Source organism: Mycobacterium sp. NGS59, from assembly GCF_059812345.1.
On the sequence record NZ_JCALCN010000015.1, the window covers coordinates 95642 to 122214 of the forward strand.

22 protein-coding genes and 2 tRNA genes are annotated in these 26573 nt (G+C 66.2%); 18 read left to right on the forward strand and 6 right to left on the reverse strand.

All coding sequences use genetic code 11. The annotated features are described in order from the left end of the window. The first annotated feature begins 31 nt into the window (after positions 1–31). Genes AC5Y46_RS17210 through AC5Y46_RS17220 form a run of 3 tightly spaced genes read left to right on the forward strand, consistent with a single transcriptional unit; the run spans position 32 to position 5936 of the window. Entirely contained in the window at positions 32–4864 is a 4833-nt protein-coding gene (locus AC5Y46_RS17210; protein ID WP_499992359.1) for an NAD-glutamate dehydrogenase, read from the forward strand. Beyond that, on the forward strand, positions 4861–5277 hold the full coding sequence (locus AC5Y46_RS17215) for an acyl-CoA thioesterase (protein WP_499946841.1): 417 nt from the start codon (positions 4861–4863) through the stop codon (positions 5275–5277). The genes AC5Y46_RS17210 and AC5Y46_RS17215 overlap by 4 nt, the downstream gene beginning before the upstream one ends. After that, positions 5262–5936: a DUF8010 domain-containing protein gene (locus tag AC5Y46_RS17220; RefSeq protein WP_499992360.1), complete on the forward strand. Its 675-nt coding sequence runs from the start codon at positions 5262–5264 to the stop codon at positions 5934–5936. The genes AC5Y46_RS17215 and AC5Y46_RS17220 overlap by 16 nt, the downstream gene beginning before the upstream one ends. Positions 5937–6054: 118 nt before the next feature. Here the strand turns inward: AC5Y46_RS17220 and AC5Y46_RS17225 are convergent, their stop codons facing one another. The 3 genes from AC5Y46_RS17225 to AC5Y46_RS17235 are packed head-to-tail and all read right to left on the reverse strand — an operon-like array spanning position 6055 to position 9092. Beyond that, a complete protein-coding gene (locus AC5Y46_RS17225) occupies positions 6055–7071 on the reverse strand; it encodes a pyridine nucleotide-disulfide oxidoreductase (protein ID WP_499946482.1) in 1017 nt (338 codons plus the stop codon). A 60-nt stretch (positions 7072–7131) separates the two neighbouring features. Beyond that, positions 7132–8697, reverse strand: coding sequence for a glycoside hydrolase family 13 protein (locus AC5Y46_RS17230; protein ID WP_499946480.1), 1566 nt, complete (start codon positions 8695–8697; stop codon positions 7132–7134). Then, positions 8697–9092, reverse strand: coding sequence for a globin (locus tag AC5Y46_RS17235; protein ID WP_499946479.1), 396 nt, complete (start codon positions 9090–9092; stop codon positions 8697–8699). The genes AC5Y46_RS17230 and AC5Y46_RS17235 overlap by 1 nt, the downstream gene beginning before the upstream one ends. 144 nt (positions 9093–9236) lie before the next feature. Here AC5Y46_RS17235 and AC5Y46_RS17240 point away from each other — a divergent pair, with 144 nt between their 5' ends. The 3 genes from AC5Y46_RS17240 to AC5Y46_RS17250 all read left to right on the forward strand — a co-directional run bounded on the left by AC5Y46_RS17240 (position 9237) and on the right by AC5Y46_RS17250 (position 10629). Continuing rightward, a complete protein-coding gene (locus AC5Y46_RS17240) occupies positions 9237–9887 on the forward strand; it encodes an HNH endonuclease (protein WP_499946478.1) in 651 nt (216 codons plus the stop codon). A gap of 63 nt (positions 9888–9950) precedes the next feature. Next, entirely contained in the window at positions 9951–10175 is a 225-nt protein-coding gene (gene ctaJ / locus AC5Y46_RS17245; protein WP_499946481.1) for an aa3-type cytochrome oxidase subunit CtaJ, read from the forward strand. Continuing rightward, positions 10162–10629 carry a DUF5130 domain-containing protein gene (locus AC5Y46_RS17250; RefSeq protein ID WP_499946477.1) on the forward strand — a complete coding sequence of 156 codons (468 nt, stop codon included), beginning with the start codon at positions 10162–10164 and terminating at the stop codon, positions 10627–10629. The genes ctaJ and AC5Y46_RS17250 overlap by 14 nt, the downstream gene beginning before the upstream one ends. Here AC5Y46_RS17250 and pepN read toward each other — a convergent pair. Then, positions 10626–13223, reverse strand: coding sequence for an aminopeptidase N (pepN, locus tag AC5Y46_RS17255; protein ID WP_499992361.1), 2598 nt, complete (start codon positions 13221–13223; stop codon positions 10626–10628). The genes AC5Y46_RS17250 and pepN overlap by 4 nt on opposite strands. Positions 13224–13343: 120 nt before the next feature. Here pepN and AC5Y46_RS17260 point away from each other — a divergent pair, with 120 nt between their 5' ends. Genes AC5Y46_RS17260 through AC5Y46_RS17270 form a run of 3 tightly spaced genes read left to right on the forward strand, consistent with a single transcriptional unit; the run spans position 13344 to position 15308 of the window. Continuing rightward, positions 13344–13967: an Rv2466c family mycothiol-dependent reductase gene (locus AC5Y46_RS17260; protein ID WP_499992362.1), complete on the forward strand. Its 624-nt coding sequence runs from the start codon at positions 13344–13346 to the stop codon at positions 13965–13967. Positions 13968–14009: 42 nt separating this feature from the next. Further along, positions 14010–14489, forward strand: coding sequence for a ribose-5-phosphate isomerase (locus AC5Y46_RS17265; RefSeq protein ID WP_499946474.1), 480 nt, complete (start codon positions 14010–14012; stop codon positions 14487–14489). Between the two features lie 15 nt (positions 14490–14504). Beyond that, positions 14505–15308: an Fpg/Nei family DNA glycosylase gene (locus AC5Y46_RS17270; protein WP_499992363.1), complete on the forward strand. Its 804-nt coding sequence runs from the start codon at positions 14505–14507 to the stop codon at positions 15306–15308. Between the two features lie 12 nt (positions 15309–15320). On the opposite strand, the gene AC5Y46_RS17275 is transcribed toward AC5Y46_RS17270, so the two are convergent. Further along, positions 15321–16511 (reverse strand): serine hydrolase domain-containing protein, encoded by a 1191-nt coding sequence (locus tag AC5Y46_RS17275; protein ID WP_499992364.1) that lies wholly within the window; start codon positions 16509–16511, stop codon positions 15321–15323. Positions 16512–16543: 32 nt separating this feature from the next. Then, positions 16544–16614 (reverse strand) — tRNA-Gly (locus AC5Y46_RS17280). Positions 16615–16756: 142 nt separating this feature from the next. On the opposite strand from AC5Y46_RS17280, the gene AC5Y46_RS17285 reads away from it, so the two are divergent. The 9 genes from AC5Y46_RS17285 to AC5Y46_RS17325 form a co-directional block, all read left to right on the forward strand. Further along, a tRNA-Pro gene (locus AC5Y46_RS17285) sits at positions 16757–16833 on the forward strand. A gap of 52 nt (positions 16834–16885) precedes the next feature. Beyond that, the gene (gene tig, locus AC5Y46_RS17290) at positions 16886–18358 is read left to right on the forward strand and encodes a trigger factor (protein ID WP_499992365.1); all 1473 of its coding nucleotides are present in this window, start codon (positions 16886–16888) and stop codon (positions 18356–18358) included. A 97-nt stretch (positions 18359–18455) separates the two neighbouring features. Beyond that, the gene (locus AC5Y46_RS17295; protein ID WP_499946471.1) at positions 18456–19064 is read left to right on the forward strand and encodes an ATP-dependent Clp protease proteolytic subunit; all 609 of its coding nucleotides are present in this window, start codon (positions 18456–18458) and stop codon (positions 19062–19064) included. Next, on the forward strand, positions 19061–19696 hold the full coding sequence (gene clpP2, locus AC5Y46_RS17300; RefSeq protein WP_499946470.1) for an ATP-dependent CLP protease proteolytic subunit ClpP2: 636 nt from the start codon (positions 19061–19063) through the stop codon (positions 19694–19696). The genes AC5Y46_RS17295 and clpP2 overlap by 4 nt, the downstream gene beginning before the upstream one ends. 361 nt (positions 19697–20057) lie before the next feature. Continuing rightward, positions 20058–21338 carry an ATP-dependent Clp protease ATP-binding subunit ClpX gene (clpX, locus tag AC5Y46_RS17305; RefSeq protein ID WP_463824864.1) on the forward strand — a complete coding sequence of 427 codons (1281 nt, stop codon included), beginning with the start codon at positions 20058–20060 and terminating at the stop codon, positions 21336–21338. A 281-nt stretch (positions 21339–21619) separates the two neighbouring features. Beyond that, the gene (locus AC5Y46_RS17310) at positions 21620–23560 is read left to right on the forward strand and encodes a 2-oxoacid:acceptor oxidoreductase subunit alpha (RefSeq protein ID WP_499992368.1); all 1941 of its coding nucleotides are present in this window, start codon (positions 21620–21622) and stop codon (positions 23558–23560) included. A gap of 37 nt (positions 23561–23597) precedes the next feature. Beyond that, the gene (locus tag AC5Y46_RS17315) at positions 23598–24686 is read left to right on the forward strand and encodes a 2-oxoacid:ferredoxin oxidoreductase subunit beta (protein WP_499946468.1); all 1089 of its coding nucleotides are present in this window, start codon (positions 23598–23600) and stop codon (positions 24684–24686) included. 1 nt (position 24687) lies between these two features. Next, entirely contained in the window at positions 24688–25293 is a 606-nt protein-coding gene (mobA, locus tag AC5Y46_RS17320) for a molybdenum cofactor guanylyltransferase (protein WP_499946467.1), read from the forward strand. Between the two features lie 699 nt (positions 25294–25992). Further along, the coding region (locus AC5Y46_RS17325; protein ID WP_499946466.1) for a transglycosylase family protein at positions 25993–26573 on the forward strand (581 nt) is incomplete at its 3' end.

Here is a 26573-nt window from a genome sequence, read left to right on the forward strand (position 1 = left end):
ATGGATCCGCCGCGAGTGGGGAGCAATCGGAATGACGATCGATCCCGGAGCCAAAGAGCAAGTCGCGGCGTGGACCTCGTTCACGCAGAGCGATGACGTCCCTGACTGGGTAGCCAAGGCCTACACGGACAGCTATCGGGCATCGCAGGACGACGGCTCCCAAGGCGGTTCGCCGTCGTCGGTGACACCGGCGCTGCTGGCGGCCCAGTATCGGCTCGCCCGACACCGCCGGGCGGGGGAGAGCAGCGTCGCGGTCTATCCCGTCGACGACCCGGCCGGATTCGGACCCGCGCTGCAGGTGGTGACCGAACACGGCAGCATGCTGATGGATTCGGTGACGGTACTGCTGCACCGACTGGGCGTCTTCTACACCGCGATCATGACCCCGGTGTTCGAGGTGCAGCGCAACCCGGCCGGGGAACTGCTGCGCGTCCAACCGAAATCTCAGGACAAGTCGCCCTATATCGGCGAGGCCTGGATCCACGTGCAGCTGTCCCCGTCCGTGGACCGCAAGGCCCTCGCCGAGGTGGAACGGCTGCTGCCCAAGGTGCTCGCCGACGTCCAGCGGGTCGCCTCCGACGCGACGGCGATGATCGCCACCCTCGGCGAGCTGGCCGGGGCCGTCGACGAGGACCCCGAGGGTCACTACGCCGCATCCGACCGGCATGAGGTCGCCGAACTGCTGCGCTGGCTGGACGACGGCAACTTCTTGCTATTGGGCTATCAGCCGTGTCGCGTGCAGGACGGCCTGGTCATCGGTGACGGATCCAGCGGTCTGGGGGTGTTGCGCGCCCGCAGCGGCACCCGTCCCCGCCTCACCGACGACGACAAGTTGATCGTCCTGGCCCAGGCCGCCGTCGGCAGCTACCTGCGTTATGGCGCCTACCCGTACGCGATCGCCGTCCGGGAGAACGTCGGCGACGGCGTGATCGAGCACCGCTTCGTCGGGCTGTTCACCGTTGCCGCGATGAACGCCGACGTGCTGGAGATCCCGATGATCTCGCACCGGGTCCGGGATGCGCTCACTCTGGCCGGTAGCGACCCGAGCCACCCGGGCCAGTTGCTGCTCGACGTCATCCAGACCATCCCGCGACCCGAGCTTTTCACCCTGAGCGCTCACCGGCTGCTGACCATGGCTAAAGCCGTCGTCGACATCGGATCGCAACGCCGCGCGCTGCTGTTCCTGCGCGCAGACCGACTCCAATTCTTCGTCTCCTGCCTGGTTTACGTGCCCCGCGACCGCTACACCACGCCCGTGCGGTTGCAGATCGAGGACATCCTGGTCCGCGAATTCGGCGGCACCCGGCTGGAATTCACCGCCCGGGTCAGCGAATCACCCTGGGCCCTCATGCATTTCATGGTGCGGTTGCCCCAGGACGGGGAGGAGCGCGGCGCACCCCCGGTGGACATCTCCGAGGCGAACCGCACCCGCATCCAGGGTTTGCTCAGCGAAGCCGCACGCACCTGGTCCGACCGGCTGATCGCCGCGGCCGCGGCGCTGCCGGAGAGCGCGGTCGAATCCGCCGACGCCGAGCATTACGCGTCCGCCTTCTCCGAGGCGTACAAGCAGACGGTCACCCCGGCCCACGCCATCGAGGACATCGCCGTCATCAACGAATTGGCCGACGACACAGTCAGACTCGTGTTCTCCGAGGCCGACGGCGACGAGTCCGGTTTGGCGCAGCTGACCTGGTTCCTGGGCGGGCGCAGCGCCTCGCTGAGCCAGCTGCTGCCGATGCTGCAGAGCATGGGTGTGGTGGTGCTCGAGGAGCGGCCGTTCACCGTCACCCGTCGCGACGGCCTGCCGGTGTGGATCTACCAGTTCAAGATCTCGCCCGACCAGACCATCCGGCAGGCCTCCAGCGAGGCCGAGCGGGACGCGACCGCGCAGCGGTTCGCCGACGCGGTCACCGCGATCTGGCAAGGCCGCGTCGAAATCGACCGCTTTAACGAACTGGTCATGCGCGCCGGATTGACCTGGCAGCAGGTCGCGCTGGTACGGGCGTACGCCAAATACCTGCGGCAGGCCAACTTCCCCTACAGCCAGTCCTACATCGAGTCGGTCCTCAACGAACACGCCTCGACCGCAAGATCATTGGTGGCGTTGTTCGAGGCGCTCTTCGACCCCAGTCAAGCGTCGGGCCGGGACGCCCAGGCCGCCGCCGCGGCCGTCGCCGCCGACATCGACGCATTGGTGAGCCTGGACACCGACCGGATCCTGCGCGCATTCGCCTCCCTGGTGCAGGCCACCCTGCGCACCAACTACTTCGTCACCCGGGAGGGTTCGGCTCGCAGCCGTAATGTGTTGGCGCTCAAGCTCGATGCCCAGTTGATCGACGAGCTGCCGCTGCCCCGCCCCAAGTACGAGATCTTCGTCTACTCGCCCCGGGTCGAGGGCGTGCACCTGCGCTTCGGGCCGGTGGCGCGTGGCGGGCTGCGCTGGTCGGACCGGCGGGACGACTTCCGCACCGAGATTCTGGGCCTGGTCAAGGCACAAGCGGTCAAGAACGCCGTCATCGTGCCGGTCGGCGCGAAGGGTGGGTTCGTGGTGAAGCGCCCGCCGCTACCCAGCGGCGAGGCCGCGGCCGACCGCGACGCCAGTCGCGCCGAGGGCGTCGCCTGCTACCAGTTGTTCATCTCCGGCCTGCTCGACGTCACCGACAACGTCGATCAGCGCACCGGCGCGGTGAACCCGCCGTCGGACGTGGTGCGCCGCGACGGCGACGACGCCTACCTGGTGGTCGCCGCCGACAAGGGCACCGCCACCTTCTCCGACATCGCCAACGACGTCGCCAAGTCCTACGGATTCTGGCTGGGCGACGCGTTCGCCTCCGGCGGATCGGTCGGCTACGACCACAAGGCGATGGGCATCACCGCCCGCGGCGCCTGGGAAGCCGTCAAGCGCCACTTCCGCGAGATCGGCGTCGACACCCAGACCGAGGACTTCACCGTCGTCGGCGTCGGCGACATGAGCGGCGACGTGTTCGGCAACGGCATGCTGCTTTCCAAGCACATCCGGTTGATCGCCGCGTTCGATCACCGCCACGTGTTCCTCGACCCCGATCCCGATGCCGCTACCTCGTGGGCCGAGCGGTCGAGGATGTTCGACCTGCCCCGCTCCAGCTGGGACGACTACGACAAGTCGCTGATCAGCGAGGGCGGCGGCGTCTACGTCCGCGACCAGAAGACGATCCCGGTCAGCCCGCAGGTGCGTGCGGCCCTCGGCATCGAGGGTGAAGCCACCGAGATGTCCCCACCCAACCTGATCCGCGCGATCCTGCAGGCCCCGGTCGACCTGCTGTTCAACGGCGGCATCGGCACCTACATCAAAGCCGAATCCGAATCGGACTCCGACGTCGGCGACCGCGCCAACGACCCGGTGCGGGTCAACGCGAATCAGCTGCGCGCCAAGGTGATTGGTGAAGGCGGCAACCTCGGGGTGACGGCGCTGGGCCGCGTCGAGTTCGACCTGTCGGGCGGCCGGATCAACACCGACGCGATGGACAACTCCGCCGGCGTGGACTGCTCCGACCACGAGGTCAACATCAAGATCCTGATCGACTCACTGGTCACCGCGGGCAAGGTCGAACCCCAGGAGCGCACCCAGCTGCTGGAGTCGATGACGGACGAGGTCGCGCACCTGGTGCTCACCGACAACGAGGACCAGAACGACCTGATGGGCACCAGCCGGGCCAATGCGGCCAGCCTGTTGCCGGTGCACGCCGACCAGATCAGGTACCTGGTGGCCGAGCGCGGTCTCAACCGCGAGCTGGAGGCGCTGCCGTCGGAGAAGGAGATCACGCGGCGCTCGGAGGTGGGCATCGGGCTCACCTCGCCCGAGCTGGCAACGCTGATGGCGCACGTCAAGCTCGCGCTGAAGGAGGAGGTGCTGACCACCGAACTGCCCGACCAGGATGTTTTCGCCTCGCGGCTGCCGTACTACTTCCCCAAGCCGCTGCGTGACCGGTTCACCCCGGAGATCCGCAGCCACCAGCTGCGCCGGGAGATCGTCACCACGATGCTGATCAACGACCTGGTGGACACCGCGGGTATCACCTACGCCTTCCGGATCACCGAGGACGTGGGCGTCAGCCCGCTCGACGCGGTGCGCACCTACGCCGCCACCGACGCCATCTTTGGCGTGGGACACGTCTGGCGGCGCATCCGCGCGGCGAACCTTTCGGTGGCGCTGTCCGACCGCTTGACGCTGGACACCCGTCGGTTGGTCGACCGGGCCGGACGGTGGTTGCTCAACTATCGTCCGCAGCCGCTGGCGGTCGGCGCCGAGATCAACCGGTTCGCCGCCAAGGTCAAGGCATTGACGCCGCGCATGTCGGAGTGGCTGCGCGGCGACGACAAAGCCATCGTCGAAAAGGAAGCCGCCGAATTCACCGACCTGGGCGCCCCGCCCGATCTGGCCTACCGGGTCGCGGCCGGTCTGTACCGCTACAGCCTGCTCGACATCATCGACATCGCCGACATCACCGAGATCGAGACCGCCGAGGTCGCCGACACCTACTTCGCGTTGATGGACCACCTGGGCACCGACTCGTTGTTGACGGCGGTGTCCGAGCTGCCACGGATGGATCGCTGGCATTCGTTGGCGCGCTTGGCAATTCGGGACGACATCTATGCCTCGCTGCGGTCGCTGTGTTTCGACGTGCTGGCGGTCGGGGAGCCCGACGAGAGCGGCGAGGAGAAGATCGCCGAGTGGGAGCACATCAGCGCCTCACGGGTGGAGCGGGCTCGCCGGACGCTCAGCGAGATCCGGGAGAGCGGCGCCAAGGATCTCGCGACGCTGTCGGTGGCGGCCCGTCAGATCCGTCGCATGACCCGCACCAGCGGACGGGGGTCGTCAGGGTGAGTATCGGTTACGTCGCGCCGGTGCCGGTGCGCTGGTCGGACATCGACATGTACCAGCACGTCAACCACGCCACCATGGTCACGATCCTGGAAGAGTCGCGGGTTCCGTTTCTCTCCGAGCCGTTCGGCGCCGACATCACCACCATCGGCCTGCTGATCGCTGACGTTCGGGTCACCTACAAGGATCAGCTGCGGCTGGTCGATTCGCCGCTGCAGGTGACCATCTGGACCAAGAGGTTGAGGGCGGTGGACTTCACGCTGGGATACGAAGTGCGGTCGGTCAACGCCGATCCGGACTCGAAGCCGGCCGTCGTCGCCGAGTCGCAGCTGGCCGCGGTGCACATCGAGGAGCAGCGGCTGGTGCGCCTGACCCCTCATCATCGGGAGTACTTGCAGCGGTGGCTCAGGGACTAGGGGGAGCAGCCGAGCGCGGTCTGTGGCTGGATGACCCGGCACACCGGGCGGATCTGACCACGTTCGTCGAGCACGCACTGCGTCTGGACGACGCCGCGGTCGTGCGGCTCCGCGTCCGGTCCGAGGGGCTGCTCACCGCTTGGGTGGCAACGGGTTTCGACGTGCTGGCCAGTCGCGTGGTAGCCGGCCGGTTGCGGCCGGACGACATGTCGGTCGGCGCTGACGCGTTGGCCCGCGGCCTGTCCAACGTGGACGCGACGGGGTACGTGGACCCTGGGTTCGCGATGGACTCGGCGTGGCGGGGCGGATTGCCCCCGGAATCGGGGTTCACCCACCTCGACGACATCCCGGCCCGGGTGATCCTGGACCTGTCGCGCGAAGGCGCCCAGTTGGCCAAGGAACACGGCAGCGCTCACGGGCCGCCGGTATCGCTGCTCGATCAGGAAGTCATCGAAGTCAGCTCCGGTGACGTCGTCGTCGGACTGCCGATGCGTTGCGTATTCGCCTTGACCGCAATGGGTTTCCTACCGCAGTCGGCTGATGCGATCGACGAGGGAGAGCTGGTCCGGGTACGGGCGTCGGCCGCGTGGTTACGCGTCGACGCCCGGTTCGGGTCGGTGTATAGGCGGCGCGCGCATGCCGCGCTGGCGCTACGCTGACCGACCGCCGACGCGCGAGCAGGGGGTACCTCCCCCTCGCGAGCAGACGCAAAATCACCGTGGAGCGTCCGCTCCACGGTGATTTTGCGTCTGCTCGCGCAAAAGTCGGCCCGCCAACTCAGGTGCGGTAGACCATCCACAGCGGCAGCACGGAGTTGAGGTAGTCCATGAATTTCTTCAGCCCGACCCGATACTGCCCGTACCCGTAGGGATCCTCGGCGTATTCGGGGAACGCGATGCCGAGCCCGAACAGTCCGGGAGCGATGATGCCGTTCTGCGGGTTGTAATCCAGCACCCCCCACTGAGGCGTGGCCGGAAGCTCGCGGCGCTGGAACCCGACTGTGTAGACGACGCGGTCGCATTCGGCGAGCTTCTCGTCGAATTCCGCACTGCATACCCAATACCGCTCCAAGCGGTCCGGGTAGACGCCGTCGATGTTCTCCCGGGCCCATTCGGCGGCGCGGCCCTTGAGTCCGGTGTCGTCGAACAGAATCCAATCATCCAGGTACACAGCGTATTTGAGGGGACTTCGGTAGAAGTTGATCACCTTGGCCACCGGATGACGCAGCAGATGCGGCAACGCGATCATCGACGAGTGCGACGAGCCGAACACCGCCACCGTCGCACCCTCCAACGGCTCCTGCGCCAACAGCTCTGGATCGAGGGCGACCTGAACCGGAATCTCTTTCAGCTGCGGGTAGTCGAGCTTGGTCGGAACCGCACCGACCGCCAGAATGACGTTGGCGGAAACGATTTCGCCGTCGTCGGTCTCGATCCGCCACTGCCGGTTCTCCAGATACAGCGCGGTCGCCGTCGTCTGACACGCCGCCACCCGGTCGCGCAGGTGCCCGGTGACCCACAGCAGCGGATCCGCAACCAGCGCAAGGGCACACGTCTCCTCGGGATCGACTTCCCGCAGCGGCAACGGGGGCGCCTCGGAGAACCGGAAGGCGTCCGAACCGTTCAGGTATTCCAGAAACGTACCGGCGATGGTGTTGCTCGAGACCGACCGCCATCTGCCACCGAGGTCACCGGCGGTGAATGCTGGGTCTATCCACGCGATCTGCTCCGGCGCTATCCCGTAATCGAGGAGCCGTCCGACGCCCGCGATTCCCGCCGGGCCGGCTCCGATCACTGTCCACTCGTAGCGCGCCATGCACCACATATAGAGCACGGGCGACGAATTGCGAAACGGCTACCCGACCAGCCAGGCCGCGCTGTCCGCCGGCAACCGGCCGTCCGTCAACGGAGCGCTGGCGAGGATGACTTCGCCGGGCGGCAACGAAATCGGGCTGTCGCCGGCATTGAGTGCGCAGATCAGCTCCCCGCGGCGGCGGGCGAACACCAAGGCGTCCTCGGGGCCCGGCAGCCAGTCGATCTGGGTACCGTCGAATCCGTTACGCGCCCTGCGTAATTCGATCGCTCGACGGAAAAATGACAACGTCGACTCGTCGTCACGGAGCTGCTCTTCGACGGTGAGCCCGGCCCAGTCCGCCGGCATCGGCAGCCAGGTGTCCGGATTCGCCGAGAAGCCGAACGGGGGAGCGTCGCCCGACCACGGCATCGGCACCCGGCAGCGGTCGCGGCCGCGCTCGGTGTGCCCGGAGCGTTCCCACGTCGGATCCTGCAGTACCTCGTCGGGCAGATCCACGTCCGGCAGTCCGAGCTCTTCTCCGTTGTAGATGAACACCGCGCCGGGCAGGGCGAGCATCAGCATTGCCATGGCCCGCCCACGGCGCAGTCCCCGTTGGCCGCCGCCGTACCGGGTGACCTCGCGGCCGACGTCGTGATTGGACAGCGTCCAGGTCGGGGTGGCGTTTTCCAGTGCGGCCGCGTCCAGCGAATTCTGTATGGCGTCACGGATTTCGGTGGCGTCGAACTCGGTGCGGGTGAGCCGGAAGTTGAAGCCGAGGTGCAGTTCGTCCGGGCGGAGGTACTCGGCCCACTGCGCGTTGTCGTGCACCCACACCTCGCCGACGGTGACCGCTTCGGGGTAGTCGTCCATGACCGCGCGGATGTCGCGGTGGATCGCGTGCACGTTCGGCCGGTTGAAGCGCGGGTCGTCGTCGGTGTGCCGCAGCACCTCGGGGACGTCCGGACAGTCCGGCAGCCCCTGGGGCTTGGCCATCCCGTGCGCCACGTCGATGCGGAAGCCGTCCACGCCGCGTTCCAGCCAGAACCGCAGCGTCTTTTCGAAGTCGTCGAAGATCTCCGGGTTGTCCCAGTTCAAATCCGGCTGTTCGGTGTCGAACAAGTGCAGATACCACTGCCCGGGGTTGCCGTCCGGTTCGACCACCCGGGTCCAGGCCGGCCCACCGAACACCGACTCCCAGTTGTTGGGCGGCAACAATCCGTCGGGACCGCGCCCGTCACGGAAGAAATACCGGTCGCGAGCCTCGCTGCCGGGCCCGGCGGCCAGCGCCGCTTGAAACCACGGATGCGCCGAACTGGTGTGGTTGGGCACCACGTCCATGGTGACTTTGATGCCGCGGGCATGCGCCGCGGCGATCAACCGCTCGAAGGCGGCCATCCCGCCGAACAGCGGGTCGATGTCGCGGGGGTCGGCGACGTCGTAACCGTGGTCGGCCATCGGCGACACGGTCACCGGGTTGACCCAGATCCCGTCCACGCCGAGCTGTCGCAGGTAGTCCAGACGGTCGGCCAGGCCATCGAGGTCGCCGACGCCGTCACCGTTGCTGTCGGCGAACGAGCGGGGATAGACCTGGTAGAACACCGCGGACCGCCACCATTGAGTCGTCATCAGAACGCGGAGTTGACCAAAGAGTGGGCCGCCATCTCCAGGTACTGCAGCAACTGGCGCCGGTGCTCGTCGTCCAAGGTCTGCGAATCGATGGACGCGACCGCGGTGTGCATGCAGCGCAACCACGCGTCGCGTTCGATCGGAGTGATCCGGAACGGCATGTGCCGCATCCGCAACCGGGGATGCCCGCGCCGGTCCGAATAGGTGCGCGGCCCACCCCAGTACTGCTCCAGGAACATCCGTAGGCGTTCCTCGGCGCCGGTGAGATCCTCCTCCGGATACAACGGCCGCAGGATCTCGTCCTCGGCGACCTGCTCGTAGAAGCGCGCCACGATCGCGTCGAAGGTCGCGGCGCCGCCGACTGCGTCGTAAAAAGACTCTGGTGTTTGTTCCATCGTCTTCCATTGGAACAAACGATGTGGGCCACCCCCGCGACGAGGCACAGACACCGCCCGCTGTTCACCGGCTCGACACGGCGTGGCCGACACAAATGTCGTGCGATCGGCAGCAAATCATGGTGGACTGTCGGCGGAGGATTTATGGCGCAGCGCAACAAACGTCGTGGCCACCGCAATGTCGGTGTCGGGGCAAATGGAACCGGGCCAGCGACCGCGTCATGTCTGCACAGCGTCACCTCGGAAAACGCGACCACCCCCACCCAGAACGCTTCGATCTGGAATCGCCGCCGGGTGCTGCTGCTGAACTCCACCTACGAGCCGCTCACCGCCTTGCCGTTGCGCCGCGCCATCGTGATGGTGATCTGCGGCAAGGCCGACGTGGTGCACGCCGACCCCACCGGCCCGGTCATCCACTCCGCGACCAGGTCGATCGCCGTCCCGTCGGTGATTCAGTTGCGGACCTATGTCCGGGTGCCGTATCGGGCCCGGGTGCCGATGACGCGGGCGGCGCTGATGCATCGCGACCGGTTCTGCTGCGCATACTGCGGCGCCAAGGCCGACACCGTCGACCATGTGGTGCCCCGCAGCCGGGGCGGTGGCCACTCCTGGGAGAACTGCGTCGCTTGCTGCTCGACGTGCAACCATCGCAAGGGCGACAAGTTGTTGACCGAACTCGGTTGGTCGTTGCGACGGGCGCCGTTGCCACCCACCGGCCAGCACTGGCGGCTGCTGTCGACGGTCAAAGAGTTGGACCCGCACTGGGCGCGCTATCTGGGTGAGGGCGCGGCCTGATTTCTTGGGCGCCAGGTGTGCCGGTCGCGCCTCGGGTGGGATACGGTTTGCCTCGTGAACTCTATGGAGATGCACCTGATAATTGTCGGGATTCCCCTGTTGCTGTTCGGCTTGCTGATGTTGGCGTACATGACCCGCAAAGGGCCGCACCCCGCAACCTATGACCTGTCGGAAAAGTGGACCCACCCGCCGATTCTGTGGGCGGCTACCGACGAGGCCGTCGGTGGTGCCCACGGCGGACACGGCGCGGAGTTCACGGTAGGAGGTGGCGCAAGTGGCACATGGTGAGGTTGCGACGATCGATCCTGCCGACCTGCCGAAGGGGTCGGTGATCACCGCCAGCGGACGGATTTCGGCGGTCACCGAACCCGGTGAGCTCTCGGTGCACTACCCGTTCCCGATCAACGACCTGGTCAAGGTGGACGACGCGTTGGTGTACGCGTCGCGGGCGTCCAAGGCGCGCTTCGCCGTTTACCTCGGTGACCTCGGCAGCGACACCGCCGCCCGGGCACGCGAGATCCTGGCCAAGGTCCCCACACCGAACAATGCGGTGCTGCTCGCGGTGTCGCCGAACCAGAGCGTGATCGAGGTCGTCTACGGAGCAGACGTGCGTGGTCGTGGGGCGGAGTCCGCGGCGCCGCTCGGCGTCGCAGCCGCGTCCTCGGCTTTCGAGCAGGGCAACCTGATCGACGGGCTGGTCGACGCGATCCGGGTGCTCAGCGGGGGAATCTCCCGGCCCTAATCTCTTTCCGCGCTGTCGAACTTGCGCGCGCGCAGCGATCGCTTCACGCCGGCCTGACCTTCCAGCACCAGCCTGCGCAGGGCGGGAGGAACCTCCGGGTCCGCCAGGAACCTGTCGGCGGCGGCAATCGCCTCCTCGGAGATGTCGGAGTAGGGATACAGGCCGATCACCACCGACTGCGCGACTTCGCTGGACCGCCGCGCCCAGACGCCCGCGATCGCGGCGAAATAGCGCTCGGTGAACGGCTTGAGCAACTCGCCCTGTCCCGGCGCGCCGATACCGGCGATCATGGCCCGGCTGAGGGCATTGGCCAGGGTGTCGTCCTCGACGACGGTGGTGAACGTGTCCTCCTTGACGCCGATCTGCGGGCGCGCCGCCGAGGCCTGCGCACCGTGTCGCTTGCCGGCCGCGGTCGGGTCGCTCCGTACTTCAGCATCAATACGCGGGGTTTCCGGGCCGTCGGCATCGATAACGCCGGCGGCGGCCAACGCGATCACCACCCGCCACCGCAGGTCGGTGTCGACGTCCAAACCGGCCAGTCCCTGCTCGGCGGGATCGCTCTCGAGCAGGGCTTCCAAGACGTCGGTGTGCCGCGGTGACAGCACCGACGACAGCAGGGAGTTGACGTATGCGAGCTGATGGTCGGATCCGGGTTCGGCGCCGCGCGCCAATTCCAGCAACCGATCCGCAAGTTGCGGCCAACCGTGCTCGCGTGCCCAACCCGGATCCGCGTAGGAGCCGACCGCCGTCTGCGCCTGCAGCAGCAGCCGCTGCAGCACCGTGACCTCGCTCTCGGCCTGGATCCCACCCAGTACCAGTGACACGAAATCGCGGGCGCGCAGTTCGGCTTCACGCGTCATCTCCCAGGCCGCCGACCACACCAGCGTGCGCGGCAACGGCTCGGCGATGTCGGCGATACGGTCCAGGGCCGTCCGCAACGATTCCGGGTCCAGGCGCAGTGCGCAGTAGGTGAAGTCGTCGTCGTTGACCAGGACCAGTTTGCCGCGTGAGATACCAAGCAGCGCAGGAACTTCCGTACTCGGACCGTCGACGTCCAGTTCCTCCCGGTGGACCCGGACCAGCTTGCCCTGAGAAGAATCTTCGTCGTAGATGCCGATCGCTATCCGGTGTACCCGGGTCTCACCCGCGCCCGGCGCGGCACCGCTCTGGGTGACCGCGAACCGGGTGAACTTGCCGTCGTCGTCGACGTCGAAATCGGCACGCAGGGTGTTCAACCCGGTGGTCCGCAACCATTGCTGCCCCCAGTCGGACAGGTCGCGTCCCGACGCCTTCTCCAACGCTGCGACGAGATCGCTGAAAGTCGCATTGCCGAAGGCGTGCGTCTGGAAGTAGTCCCGCAAGCCGGCCAGGAAATGGTCCAGACCCACGTAGGCGACCAGCTGCTTGAGCACCGACGCGCCCTTGGCGTAGGTGATGCCGTCGAAGTTCACCTCGACCGCGTGCAGGTCGGGGATGTCGGCGGCGATCGGATGGGTGGAGGGCATCTGGTCCTGGCGGTAGGCCCACGACTTCTCCACGGTCGCAAAGGTTGTCCACGCTTCGGTGTACTCCGTCGACTCGGCCTGGCACAGCACCGAGGCGAACGTGGCGAAAGATTCGTTGAGCCACAAGTCATCCCACCACGTCATGGTGACCAGGTCGCCGAACCACATGTGGGCCATTTCGTGCAGCACCGTCTCCGCGCGCCGCTCATACGAGGCGCGGGTGACCTTGCTGCGAAAGACGTAATCCTCCAGGAACGTCACCGCGCCGGCGTTTTCCATTGCGCCGGCGTTGAATTCAGGCACGAACAGCTGGTCGTACTTACCGAAGGCGTAGGGCAGCCCGAAATTGTTGTGATAGAAGCCGAATCCCTGTTTGGTCTCGGTGAACAACCGCTCGGCGTCCATGAACGGCGCAAGCGAGGCGCGGCAGTAGATGCCCAACGGGATTTCGCCGTGCTCGTCGCTGTACGTGTCGTTCCACACGGCGTACGGCCCGGCGATCAATGCCACCAGATAGGTGCTCATCTGTGGAGTGGTGGCGAAGGTGTGCACTTTGGCGGTCTCGGCGTCCGAGACGCTGCTGGGCGCCCCGTTGGAGACCACCTGCCAGTGCGCGGGCGCCGTCACCTGAATGTCGAAGGTGGCTTTGAGGTCGGGCTGGTCGAAGCAGGCGAACATGCGCTTGGCGTCGGCGGTTTCGAACTGGGAGTACAGATACGTTTCGTCGTCGACCGGGTCGACGAAGCGGTGCAGTCCCTCGCCGGTATTGGAATAGCGGCAGTCGGCGTCCACCACCACGACGTTGCGATCGGCCAACCCGTGCAACGGGATTCCGGTCGATTCGTCGTAGCCGGACAAGTCGATGGCGTGCCCGTTGAGGGTCGCGCTGTGCACGGTGTCGGCGGCGATGTCGATGACCGTGTCGGCACCGGCAAGTGCGTCGAACACCACCGTGGTGCTGGAGCGGAAGGTGCGTGCGCCGGGGGCGCCCCTACCGTCGGTGACGTCGAGGTTGATCTGATAGCTGTGCACGGTGACCAGTGCGGCGCGTTCGACCGCCTGGTCCCGGGTGAGGTTGGGAAGTGCCACGCGCTCCAACATATCGGCTGGGCGTGCGGCGTTCCGGGTGAGCGGGAACAGTCGGCCCGCGACTACGGTTGTGTCTGAGCGGACCGTCCCGTCCCTGACCGCCTAGGAGAGGACCGCAGCATGCCCGAAGAGTCCGCCTCGAAAGACAAAGCCGATTTCTGGTTCGACCCGCTGTGTCCGTGGTGCTGGATCACCTCCCGCTGGATCCTGGAGGTGGAAAAGGTCCGCGACATCGAGGTGAACTTCCACGTGATGAGCCTGGCCGTGCTCAATGAGAACCGCGAAGACCTGCCCGAGCAGTACCGGGAGATGATGGCCAGGGCCTGGGGCCCGGTGCGGGTGGCGATCGCCGCCGAACAGGCCCACGGTGCCAAGGTGCTGGACCCGCTCTACACCGCCATGGGCACTCGGATCCACAACGAAGGCAACAAAGACCTCGACGAAGTCATCCAGCTGGCCCTGGCCGACGCCGGGTTACCCGCCGAACTGGCCGAAGCCGCCACCAGCGACGCCTACGACGAAGCCCTGCGCAAGAGCCACCACGCCGGCATGGACGCGGTGGGCCCTGACGTGGGCACCCCGACCATCCACGTCAACGGGGTGGCGTTCTTCGGTCCGGTGATGTCGAAGATCCCGCGCGGCGAGGAAGCCGGCAAGTTGTGGGACGCCTCGGTCATTTTCGCGTCCTATCCACATTTCTTCGAGCTCAAGCGAACTCGCACCGAGTCGCCCCAGTTCGACTAGCCGATGCGGGCGCCGGTCGCGCGCTGATGCACAATGTCCGGCATGCGCGTCTACCTGGGTGCCGACCATGCCGGATTCGAGCTCAAACAGCAGATCATCGAGCACCTGAAGAAGACCGGACACGAGCCGATCGACTGCGGCGCCTTCAGCTACGACGCCGAAGACGACTACCCGGGCTTCTGCATCGCTGCCGCCGCCCGCACGGTGGCCGATCCGGACAGTTTGGGCATCGTGCTCGGCGGGTCCGGCAACGGTGAACAGATCGCGGCCAACAAGGTGCCCGGAGCACGGTGCGCGCTGGCATGGAGTGTGGAGACCGCGGCACTGGCCCGCCAACACAACAACGCCCAGCTGATCGGGATCGGTGGGCGCATGCACACCGTCGACGAGGCGCTGGCGATCGTCGACGCGTTTCTGTCCACGCCGTGGTCGAAAGTCGAACGCCACCAACGACGTATCGACATTCTCGCCGAGTACGAGCGCACCCACCAAGCCCCGCCGGTGCCCGGTTCGACGTCCTGAAAGGTGTGAGCGCCTGTGCCCGAGGGGCATACCCTGCACCGGCTCGCCCGGCTGCACCAGCGCCGGTTCGGCGGTGCTCCGGTGGCGGTATCGAGCCCGCAGGGCCGGTTCACCGACGCCGCCGTCGTCGACGGGCAAGTGCTGCGTCGTGCCAGCGCGTGGGGTAAGCACCTGTTCCACCACTACGCCAACGGCTCAGTGGTACACGTGCATCTGGGTTTGTACGGCGCCTTCACCGAATGGGAGCGACCCGACCACGGGTCGGTGCCGGAACCGGTCGGGCAGGTCCGGATGCGCATGGTCGGGTCCGAATACGGCACCGACCTGCGCGGCCCGACGGTGTGTGAACTGCTGGACGTGAGTCAGGTCGACGACGTGGTCGCCAGGCTGGGTCCCGACCCGCTGCGCGCCGACGCCGACCCGGCCTGGCCGTGGGCACGAATCAGCAAGTCGCGCAGGCCGATTGGCGCGCTGCTGATGGACCAGACCGTCATCGCCGGGGTAGGCAACGTCTACCGCAACGAGTTGCTGTTCCGGCACAACATCGACCCGCACCGGACCGGCCAGAACATCTCCGAGGCGGAGTTCGCCGCGGCGTGGACCGACCTGCTGGCCTTGATGAAGGTCGGGTTGCGCCGCGGCAAGATCATCGTGGTCCGGCCGGAACACGACCACGGCGCACCTTCCTACGCATCCGGACGACCCCGCACCTACGTGTACCGGCGCGCCGGCGATCCGTGCCGGGTGTGCGGAGAGACGGTCCGGACCGAGGTGCTGGAAGGCCGAAATCTGTTCTGGTGCCCAACCTGTCAAACCTGACGGCCAGGTCGTTCAGTCGCCGCTCGGGATCACACCGAGTGCCCGGTAGACCTCGTTGCTCAGGGCGACGCTGCGCGGGTCGGCGTTGGCTTTGCTGGCGTCGAACCGGTTGGACACGTACCCGTATCCGATCCGGTGTTCTAAGTCGACGAACGCGAACGATCCGCCCAGTCCGCCGTGGCCGAACATCTTCGGGTTCGGGCCGTTGATGCAGCGCTGGTTGAGCATGTAGCCCAGACCCCAGCCGTGGTCGGCGACGCGGGGTCCCAGCACGAGATCGGGCTCGAATCCGCCCTGGCATTCGCGGACCAGGTCCATGTGCTCGCGGCTGAGCAGCTTCTCCTGGGCCAGCGCGTTGTAGAACGTCGCCATGCCCAGCGCGGACACCTGGCCGTTGGTGCCGGGGAACTCCAGTCGGCGCCACAGCTGCAGGTTCTCGGTGTCCAGGTCGTCGTCGGCGAGGAATCCCATCGAGATCGCCATCCCCGCCTTGGGGTGCTCTTGCAGGCTGGTCGGGTAGCCGGGTGCGTTCAGTTCGGCCAGCAACTGCCGACCGGTCGGCTTGTTCACCCGCTCGGCGCAACGCGACTGCTCGGCGTCGGTCAGACCGATGTGGACCTCGGCGCCGATCGGTTCGGCGATCTCGGTGCGCAGGTACTGGCCGACGGTGCGGCCCGTGACGCGGCGGAACACCTCGCCGAGGATGAAGCCATAGGTGGTCATGTGGTAGCCCTGCGCGGTGCCCGGCTCCCACCACGGTTCGGCGACGGCGAGCTGCTCGCAGACGTAATCCCAATCGAGCAGTTGCTCGGTGGTCAGCCGGGTACGCGGCCCGATTACGCCGGATCGGTGGCTCATCACCATGGCCAGCGTGATGTCGCGCTTGCCGGCCTGCCCGAACTCGGGCCAGTAGCGGGCCACCGGGGCGTGCAGGTCCAGTTCGCCGCGGTCGGCGAGCTGATGCACGCAGGTGGACGTCAGACCCTTGGTGCCGGACAGCACCGTGGTGAGCGTGTCCACCTGCCACGGCCGGGTGCGGGCGGCGTCGGCGAAACCGCCCCACAGGTTGACGACCAGATTCCCGTCGACCCAGACCGCGACCGCCGCGCCGACCTCGTCGCGCAGCACGAAATTGCGCTCGAACGCGTCGCGCACCCCGGCGTACTCCGACGCGCATGAGCCTTTGATATCGACGTCGCTCATGGCGCCTTTCTGTCAAGCAAAAATTCGCCCAGAGCGGGCGACGGGAATCGAACCCGCGTAGCTAGTTTGGAAGACTAGGGCTCTACCATTGAGCTACGCCCGCGTGAATCAGTCGAGCAAGACATTACGTGGTGGCGGACATCGAATCTAATCGACGCTGTCGCGTGACCGCTCCGTGAGGTTCTGGGTGCCTGGAGGTCGGTGCGTGCCCGGCGTTGCCGGGCCGTAGGATCGCGAGGTCAGCGCGGGGTGTAGCGCAGCTTGGTAGCGCATCCGCTTTGGGAGCGGAAGGCCGCAGGTTCAAATCCTGTCACCCCGACCAGCCAGACAAAGCGCACCCAGCGCGCCGGAACCAACACATCGAGGAGCACGCCGTGAAAAGCACCGTCAAGCAGTTGAGCCCCACCCGGGTTCGCATCAACGTGGAGGTGCCGTTCACCGAACTCGAACCCGATTTCCAGCGCGCCTACAAAGAGTTGGCCAAGCAGGTCCGGCTGCCCGGCTTCCGGCCCGGCAAGGCGCCGGCCCGGCTGCTGGAGGCCCGCTTCGGTCGCGAAGCGCTGCTCGACCAGGTCATCGAAGAGGCGGTGCCCAGCCGTTACGGCCAGGCGCTCACCGAGTCCGACGTGCAACCGATCGGTCGGCCCAACATCCAGGTGACCAAGAAGGAGTACGGCGAGGAGCTGCAGTTCTTCGCCGAGGTCGACGTCCGTCCCAACCTGGAGATTCCCGACCTGGACGCGCTGAGCGTCTCGGTCGATCCGATCGAGGTCACCGACGCCCAGGTCGAGGCCGAACTGGATTCGCTGCGCGCCCGGTTCGGCACGCTGACCGGGGTGGACCGGACGGTGTTGATGGAGGACTTCGTCTCGATCGACCTGTCGGCGACGGTGGACGGCGAGGACGTGCCCGGTGCCGCGGCCGAGGGACTGTCCCATGAAGTCGGTTCCGGGCGGCTCATCGCAGGTCTGGACAACGCGGTCATCGGACTGGGGGTGGACGAGTCCAAGACCTTCACCGCCAAGCTGGCCACCGGCGAGCACGCCGGCAAGGACGCCGAGGTGACGGTCACCGTCAGGTCGATCAAGGAACGCGAACTGCCTGAGCCCGACGACGAATTCGCCCAGCTCGCCAGCGAATTCGACACCATCGACGAACTCCGCGACAGTCTGCGCGAGCAGGTGCGCAACACCAAGCGGGCGCAGCAGGCCGACCAGATCCGCGAGGCGGCGCTGGACGCGCTGCTCGAACGGGTCGACGTGCCGGTCCCGGACGCGGTGGTGCGCTCCCAGATCGAGGAGACCCTGCAGGCCGCGATGAGCGGTCTCAACCAGGATCAGGCCAAGTTCGCCGAGGTGCTCGAGCAGCAGGGTTCCTCCCGCGAGGAGTTCGACGCCGAAGCTCGGGTCGCCGCGGAGAAGAACGTCAAGCGCCAGCTGCTGCTGGACGCCATCGCCGACGAACTCGACGTTCAGGTCGGGCAGGAGGACCTCACCGAACGGTTGGTGATGACATCGCGGCAATACGGCATCGAGCCGCAGCAGCTGTTCGCCTACCTGCAGGAGAACAACCAGCTGGCGGCCATGTTCGCCGACGTGCGACGCGGTCTGGCCCTCGCGGCAGTGATCGAGAAGGCGACGGTCACCGACAAGGACGGCAACGAGATCGACGCCAGCGAGTTCTTCGGCAAGCGGCACGCCGGGCACGACCATGACCACGATCACGATCACGACCATGACCACGAGGCTGACGAAACCGACGACGCGGACGAAACCGACGACGCGGACGAAACCGACGACGCGGATGAAACCGACGAGGCCGGCGAGGCAGACAACCCCACTGCATGACGCTGTGAGCGAACGCGCCCGTCTCGAGTAGTCCACGGGCGGGTCCGGTTGGTTAGTGTCGGTGCAACGAGCAGAAAAGAAAGTAGGTGTCCCCGCGGTGGGCAAAATGACTGACATGCGTTCGAACTCGGTGGGTCTCAACCTCACGGACTCGGTCTATGAGCGCTTGCTCGCCGAGCGAATCATCTTCCTGGGTTCGGAGGTGAACGATGAGGTCGCCAACCGGTTGTGCGCCCAGATCCTGCTGCTCGCGGCCGAGGACGGCGACAAGGACATCAACCTCTACATCAACTCGCCGGGCGGATCGATCAGCGCCGGCATGGCCATCTACGACACGATGGTGCTGGCGCCCTGCGACATCGCCACCTACGCGATGGGTATGGCGGCGTCGATGGGCGAGTTCCTGTTGGCGGCGGGCACCAAGGGCAAGCGTTACGCGCTGCCGCACGCGCGGATCCTGATGCACCAGCCGCTCGGTGGCGTCACCGGTAGTGCGGCCGACATCGCGATCCAGGCCGAGCAGTTCGCCGTGATCAAGAAGGAAATGTTCCGGCTCAACGCCGAATTCACCGGCCAGTCGATCGAACGCATCGAAGCGGACTCGGACCGCGACCGCTGGTTCACCGCGCAGGAAGCCCTCGAATACGGCTTCGTCGACCACATCATCACCCGCGCCGCTCACATCAGCAACGGAGAAGTCCAGTGAATCCTCAGACCCAGCCTCAGGCGCGCTACATCCTGCCGTCGTTCATCGAGCACTCCAGCTTCGGCGTCAAGGAATCCAACCCGTACAACAAGCTGTTCGAGGAACGCATCATCTTCCTCGGGGTGCAGGTCGACGACGCGTCGGCCAACGACATCATGGCGCAGCTGCTGGTGCTGGAGTCCCTCGATCCGGACCGCGACATCACCATGTACATCAACTCCCCGGGCGGCGGTTTCACGTCGCTGATGGCGATCTACGACACCATGCAGTACGTGCGGGCCGACATCCAGACGGTGTGCCTGGGCCAGGCCGCGTCGGCGGCCGCCGTGCTGCTGGCCGCCGGAACCCCGGGTAAGCGGATGGCGCTGCCGAACGCGCGGGTGCTGATTCATCAGCCGTCGCTGTCCGGTGTCATCCAGGGGCAGTTCTCCGATCTGGAGATCCAGGCCGCCGAGATCGAGCGGATGCGCACGCTGATGGAGACCACGCTGGCCCGGCACACCGGCAAGGACGCCGAGGTGATCCGCAAGGACACCGACCGCGACAAGATCCTTACCGCCGAGGACGCCAAGGACTACGGGATCATCGACACCGTTCTCGAATACCGGAAGCTGTCCGCGCAGAACGCCTGACGCCTCGCCGAGCGTGTCGCCACTGCGAAAAACCGGCCGGATTTTGACAGTGGTTACACGTTCGACGGATCGCACCGCCGGGGCACGGCGTCACTGTAGGGTTGGTGCCGGAAGCGGCCCGCCGGCCTCGCCGGCGTAACGACCGCGACACGCCAGAGACACGGATTGCGCGTCTCGACGAGTGCCGGACGCCGACGGGAGATATGTTGCTTTCGCACGAGAAAGCGCGAATATCCAGTGAATATCAAGCAAGCTATTCGGTGTTAACGGTCGCGGCGGGCCGGAACTAACGGGTAGCGTCGTGGGATACACGCGGCAGGCAAGACGATACGGCGACACAGGAAGTAGGCCCTGAAGCATCATGGCGCGCATCGGAGACGGCGGTGACTTGCTGAAGTGCTCGTTCTGCGGGAAGAGCCAGAAGCAAGTCAAGAAACTCATCGCGGGTCCCGGGGTGTACATCTGTGATGAATGCATCGACCTGTGCAACGAGATCATCGAAGAGGAGCTGGCCGACGCCGACGACGTCAAGCTCGACGAACTGCCCAAGCCGATCGAGATTCGGGATTTCCTGGAGGGCTACGTCATCGGCCAGGACACCGCCAAGCGGACGCTGGCCGTCGCCGTCTACAACCACTACAAGCGCATCCAGGCCGGCGAGAAGGGCCGCGACTCGCGCTACGAGCCCGTCGAGCTGACCAAGTCCAACATCCTGATGCTCGGCCCCACCGGCTGCGGCAAGACCTACCTGGCTCAGACGCTGGCCAAGATGCTCAACGTGCCGTTCGCCATCGCCGACGCCACCGCGTTGACCGAGGCCGGCTACGTCGGTGAGGACGTCGAGAACATCCTGCTCAAGCTCATCCAGGCCGCCGACTATGACGTCAAGCGCGCCGAAACCGGCATCATCTACATCGACGAGGTGGACAAGATCGCCCGTAAGAGCGAGAACCCCTCGATCACCCGCGACGTCTCCGGCGAAGGCGTCCAGCAGGCGCTGTTGAAGATCCTCGAAGGCACTCAGGCGTCGGTGCCTCCGCAGGGTGGTCGCAAGCACCCGCACCAGGAGTTCATCCAGATCGACACCACCAACGTGCTGTTCATCGTCGCGGGTGCGTTCGCCGGCCTGGAGAAGATCATCTACGAACGAGTCGGCAAGCGGGGTCTGGGCTTCGGTGCCGAGGTGCGTTCCAAGGCCGAGATCGACACCACCGACCACTTCGCCGAAGTGATGCCCGAGGACCTGATCAAGTTCGGCTTGATCCCCGAGTTCATCGGCCGCCTCCCGGTCGTCGCATCGGTGACCAACCTGGACAAGGAGTCGTTGGTCAAGATCCTGTCCGAGCCGAAGAACGCGCTGGTCAAGCAGTACACGAGGCTGTTCGAGATGGACAACGTGGAACTGGAGTTCACCGGCGACGCCCTCGAAGCGATCGCCGACCAGGCCATCCACCGCGGCACCGGCGCCCGCGGTCTGCGCGCGATCATGGAAGAAGTCCTGTTGCCGGTGATGTACGACATCCCGAGCCGCGACGACGTCGCGAAAGTGGTCGTCACCAAGGAGACGGTGCAGGACAACGTGCTGCCGACCATCGTGCCCCGTAAGCAATCCCGCAGCGAGCGTCGCGACAAGACCGCCTGAGCGTCCTCCCGCACCCGCGCCGCTCCGTGACCGGCGTAACGAAAGTGACCAAAACCACAGTTTTTCTGTCGACGGCCGCCTCCGCCGCGCTGACTTCGGCTTTTACCTGCGTACTCGCCGGTAACGAGGTGCGGGAGGTCGAACAGACATCCTTAGAGAAGTGTCATAATTGGTACCGCCAGTGACACCAAATACGTGTCAGCGGAGACGGCACTTCGGCGCGCTTGATCTTTGAGCTGCAGCGGGGTGCCGGTCCGGGACAGCAGATGGAAGGCGGAGACGTGGATCCGAACGGCAACGGTGCCGGGACAGAGTCTCAGAATGGGTCCGGACGGCAGCGCCTGGAAAACGTCGTTATCCGGTTCGCGGGGGACTCCGGCGACGGCATGCAGTTGACCGGCGACCGGTTCACCTCCGACGCAGCGCTGTTCGGCAACGACCTCGCCACCCAGCCCAACTATCCCGCCGAGATCCGCGCTCCCGCAGGGACATTGCCGGGCGTCTCGTCGTTCCAGATCCAGATCGCCGACTACGACATCCTGACCGCCGGGGACCGGCCCGACGTGCTGGTCGCCATGAACCCGGCGGCACTGAAGGCCAATATCGGCGACCTGCCGCGCGGTGGAATGGTGATCGTGAATTCCGACGAGTTCACCAAGCGCAACCTGACGAAAGTCGGCTACGTCACCAACCCGCTGGAGACTGACGAACTCGAGGAATACGTCGTCCACTCCGTCGCGATGACCACGCTCACGCTGGGCGCCGTCGAATCGATCGGCGCGACGAAAAAGGACGGCCAGCGCGCCAAGAACATGTTCGCGCTGGGCTTGCTGTCGTGGATGTACGGACGCCCGATCCAGACCAGCGAGAACTTCATCAGGGAGAAGTTCGTCCGTAAGCCCGACGTCGCCGAGGCCAATGTGCTGGCCCTGAAGGCGGGCTGGAATTACGGCGAAACGACCGAGGCTTTCGGCACCACCTACGAAGTCTCGAAGGCCTCGTTGCCGGCCGGCGAGTACCGGCAGATATCGGGCAACACCGCGCTGGCCTACGGCATCGTCGCGGCCGGGCAGTTGGCCGACAAGCAGGTGGTGCTGGGCAGCTACCCGATCACCCCGGCCTCCGACATCCTGCACGAGCTGTCCAAACACAAGAACTTCAACGTCATCACCTTCCAGGCCGAAGACGAGATCGGCGGCATCTGCGCGGCCATCGGCGCCTCCTACGGCGGTGCCCTGGGCGTCACCAGCACGTCGGGTCCGGGGATCTCGCTGAAATCCGAGGCGCTCGGTCTGAGCGTGATGACCGAGCTACCGCTGATCGTCATCGACGTCCAGCGCGGCGGACCCTCCACCGGTCTGCCCACCAAGACCGAGCAGGCCGACCTGCTGCAGGCGCTGTTCGGGCGCAACGGCGAGTCGCCGGTCGCCGTGGTGGCGCCGCGCTCGCCTTCGGACTGCTTCGAGACCGCCCTCGAGGCCGTGCGGATCGCGGTGTCGTACCACACCCCGGTGATCGTGTTGTCCGACGGCGCGATCGCCAACGGTTCCGAGCCGTGGCGCGTCCCGGACGTCAGTTCACTGAAGCCGATCAAGCACGTCTTCGCCGAGCCCGGGAAGCCGTTCCAGCCATACGCTCGGCATCCCGACACCCTCGCCCGCCAGTTCGCGGTGCCCGGCACACCCGGCCTGGAACACCGCATCGGTGGCCTGGAGGCGGCCAATGGCTCGGGCGCCATCTCCTACGAGCCGGTCAATCACGACCTCATGGTTCGGATACGCCAGGCCAAGATCGACGGCATCAGTGTCCCGGATCTCGAAGTGGACGACCCGACCAACGACGCCGAGCTGCTGCTGATCGGCTGGGGCAGTTCCTACGGGCCCATCGGCGAAGCCTGCCGTCGGGCGAGGCGCAAAGGCATCAAGGTCGCGCACGCCCACCTGCGCTACCTCAACCCATTCCCGACCAACCTCGGGGACGTGCTGCGTCGTTACCCGCAGGTGGTGTGCCCGGAGATGAACCTGGGTCAGCTGGCCATGCTGCTGCGGGCGAAGTACCTGGTGAACGTGCAGTCGGTGAGCAAGGTGCATGGGCTGGCGTTCCTGGCCGACGAAGTGGGGCGCATCATCCGTGCCGCGCTGGGTGGCACGTTGGCCGAGATCGAACAGGACAAGGCAATGGTCGCCAAACTGGGTGCGGCAACGGTCGGCGCGGGAGCATGAAGCCCGGCGGCGATGCGATAGAGGAGGAGCGGCGCAAATGACCAGCCTGATCGGCACAGACCTCGGCGTCACGGCCAAGCCGACCAAGAACGACGGGGTGCCCACGCTGTCTGTTGAAGACCAGCCCCAGAAGGGCAAGGACTTCACCAGCGACCAGGAAGTGCGCTGGTGCCCAGGCTGTGGCGACTACGTCATCCTCAACACCATCCGCAACTTCCTGCCCGAACTGGGCCTGCGTCGCGAGAACATCGTCTTCATCAGTGGCATCGGCTGCTCCAGCAGGTTCCCGTACTACCTGGAGACCTACGGTTTCCACTCGATTCACGGCCGCGCCCCCGCCATCGCCACCGGCCTGGCGCTGGCCCGCGAGGACCTGTCGGTATGGGTGGTCACCGGCGACGGAGACGCGTTGTCGATCGGTGGCAACCACTTGATCCACGCGCTGCGCCGCAACGTCAACATCACCATCTTGTTGTTCAACAACCGGATCTACGGGCTGACCAAAGGACAGTATTCGCCCACCTCGGAGGTCGGCAAGGTCACCAAGTCCACGCCCATGGGTTCGCTGGATCACCCCTTCAACCCGGTGTCGCTCGCGGTGGGCGCCGAGGCGACCTTCGTCGGCCGCGCGCTGGACTCCGACCGCGCCGGACTGTCCGAGGTACTGCGCGCCGCCGCCCAGCACCGCGGCGCCGCACTGGTCGAGATCATGCAGGACTGCCCGATCTTCAACGACGGCTCGTTCGACGCGCTGCGCAAGGAGGGCGCCGAGGAGCGGGTGATCAAGGTAAGCCACGGCGAGCCGATCGTCTTCGGCGGCAACGGGGAGTACTGCGTGGTGAAGTCGGGCTTCGGGCTCGAAGTCGCCAAGACCGCCGACGTCTCGGTGGACGAGATCGTCGTGCACGACGCACACGCCGAGGACTCGGCATACGCCTTCGCCTTGTCCCGGCTGTCCGACCAGAACCTCGATCACATGGTGATGGGTATCTTCCGCGACATCAGCCGGCCGACGTACGACGACGCCGCCCGCTCACAGGTGGCGGCCGCGCAGGAGTCGGCTTCGTCGGACCAGGTTGCTTTGCAGTCGCTGCTGCGCGGCCGCGACACCTGGACCGTGGACTGAGGTGGCTGCTCAGGTGCCTGACGAAGTTTCACTTGCCGGGGTAGTCCTGGCAGGCGGTGAATCGCGACGAATGGGCCGCGACAAGGCCACCCTGACACTGCCGGGGGGTACGACGACGCTGGTGGAGCACGTCGTCGACGTCGTCGGTCAGCGTTGTTCGCCCGTCTACGTGGTGGCGGCTCCGGGACAGCCCCTGCCGAACCTGTCCGCTCCCATCCTGCGGGACGAACTCCGTGGACAGGGTCCGCTACCGGCGACCGGGCGCGGACTGCGCGCCGCAGCCGAGGCGGGAGCGTCTTTGGCTTTCGTGTCTGCCGTCGACATGCCTTCGCTCACAGCCGATTTGATCGACGAGTTGGTACGCCTGGCCGTCGAGACGAACGCCGAAGTCGTGATGCCGTGGGATGGTCGCAGCCATTACCTGGCCGCGGTGTACCGCACCGATCTGGCGGACCGGATCGACGCGTTGGTTGCTGCCGGGCAGCGCAGGATGAGTGCGCTGATCGACGCCTCAGACTCGCAGCAGATCGTGCTCGCCGACACCGACGTGCTGGCGAACGTCAACACCGAAGCCGACTTGCTGGCGCCGGTGCGGTCCGTTCGCTGAGACGACGTCCACCCGCGTCGCAGCCTCAGAGCAGCTTTCCTTCCTAATTGCCGGAAACTGAACACAGGGCGGTTTTCGTGCCGATTTCCTGCGCATACTTCAGTTTTCGGCGGCATTGTCGGTGCCGAAGTGAGAAATGTGGGTATTCGACAGTTGCGCAAAGTCGATGAGGTAACCGATTACTGAATAGGATTGTGCGCCAAGTCACTTCCGACTAGGTGCAGGCTTACGGCGCTATTGTTCATGTGTCGTATCGTGAAATTCGGTGGCCCATCTCACAATTTGGGCGTGATTCGGCTCACCAAAAGGTGCGCGCCGCGATAGCTCCCTCGCGTCCGAAAATGTGGACGTGACCTGCGCTGACAATTCGCGCACCGGTATGTGATCCGCGCATGATCGAACCGAGATATCGGCGACGTCGAGATGACGAATCCGAATCGTTATCGTACGGTCCTTTTAGCCCGCAAACGGGCGCAATAAATCGAAAATTGAATCCACGGACCCGCGTGTGAGCGGAACCGGGACGGCGCCGACATAACCGTCGCCTGGTGGGTGCTGGCCACTGCGCCACCCCGGACGAATCGAGTCCTCCGCTGTCGTGCCGAACCGAGACGGCACGCTCTGAAGCGATTTCATCCCCTAACAATGCAGCCCTTCTACAGGGCTGGCTTCGGCGCGCGCGCAACGAAAGGAAATAGGTTGAAGAACGTCCGCAAGACGCTCATCGTCGCCGCGATTACAGGGACGCTCGTGACCGTGCCGACCACCGGCATCGCTCATGCGGATGTCCCGGGCGTCGACCCGAACGTGGCACCTGGTTTCGACCCCAACGCGCCGGCTCCCGACGCGCCGCCGGCTCCCGAGCCAGTGGGATTCGACCCGAACCTGCCGGCTCCGGACGCCCCGGCGCCCGACGCACCCCCGGCACCCGACGCGCCCCCGGCTCCCGACGCGCCCCCGGCTCCCGAGCCGGCGGCCTTCGACCCGAACCTGCCGGCCCCCGGGGCTCCGCCGGTCGACGAGGTTCCCGCACCCGCCCCGGTCAAGGCGTACAGCGTCAACTGGGACGCGATCGCGCAGTGCGAGTCCGGCGGTAACTGGGGCATCAGCACCGGCAACGGCTACTCCGGCGGGCTGCAGTTCACCCCCAGCACCTGGCGTGCCAACGGTGGCTCGGGTTCCGCTGCCGGCGCCAGCCGTGAGGAGCAGATCCGCGTGGCCGAGAACGTGCTGCGTACCCAGGGCATCGGCGCCTGGCCGGTCTGCGGCCGGCGCGGCTG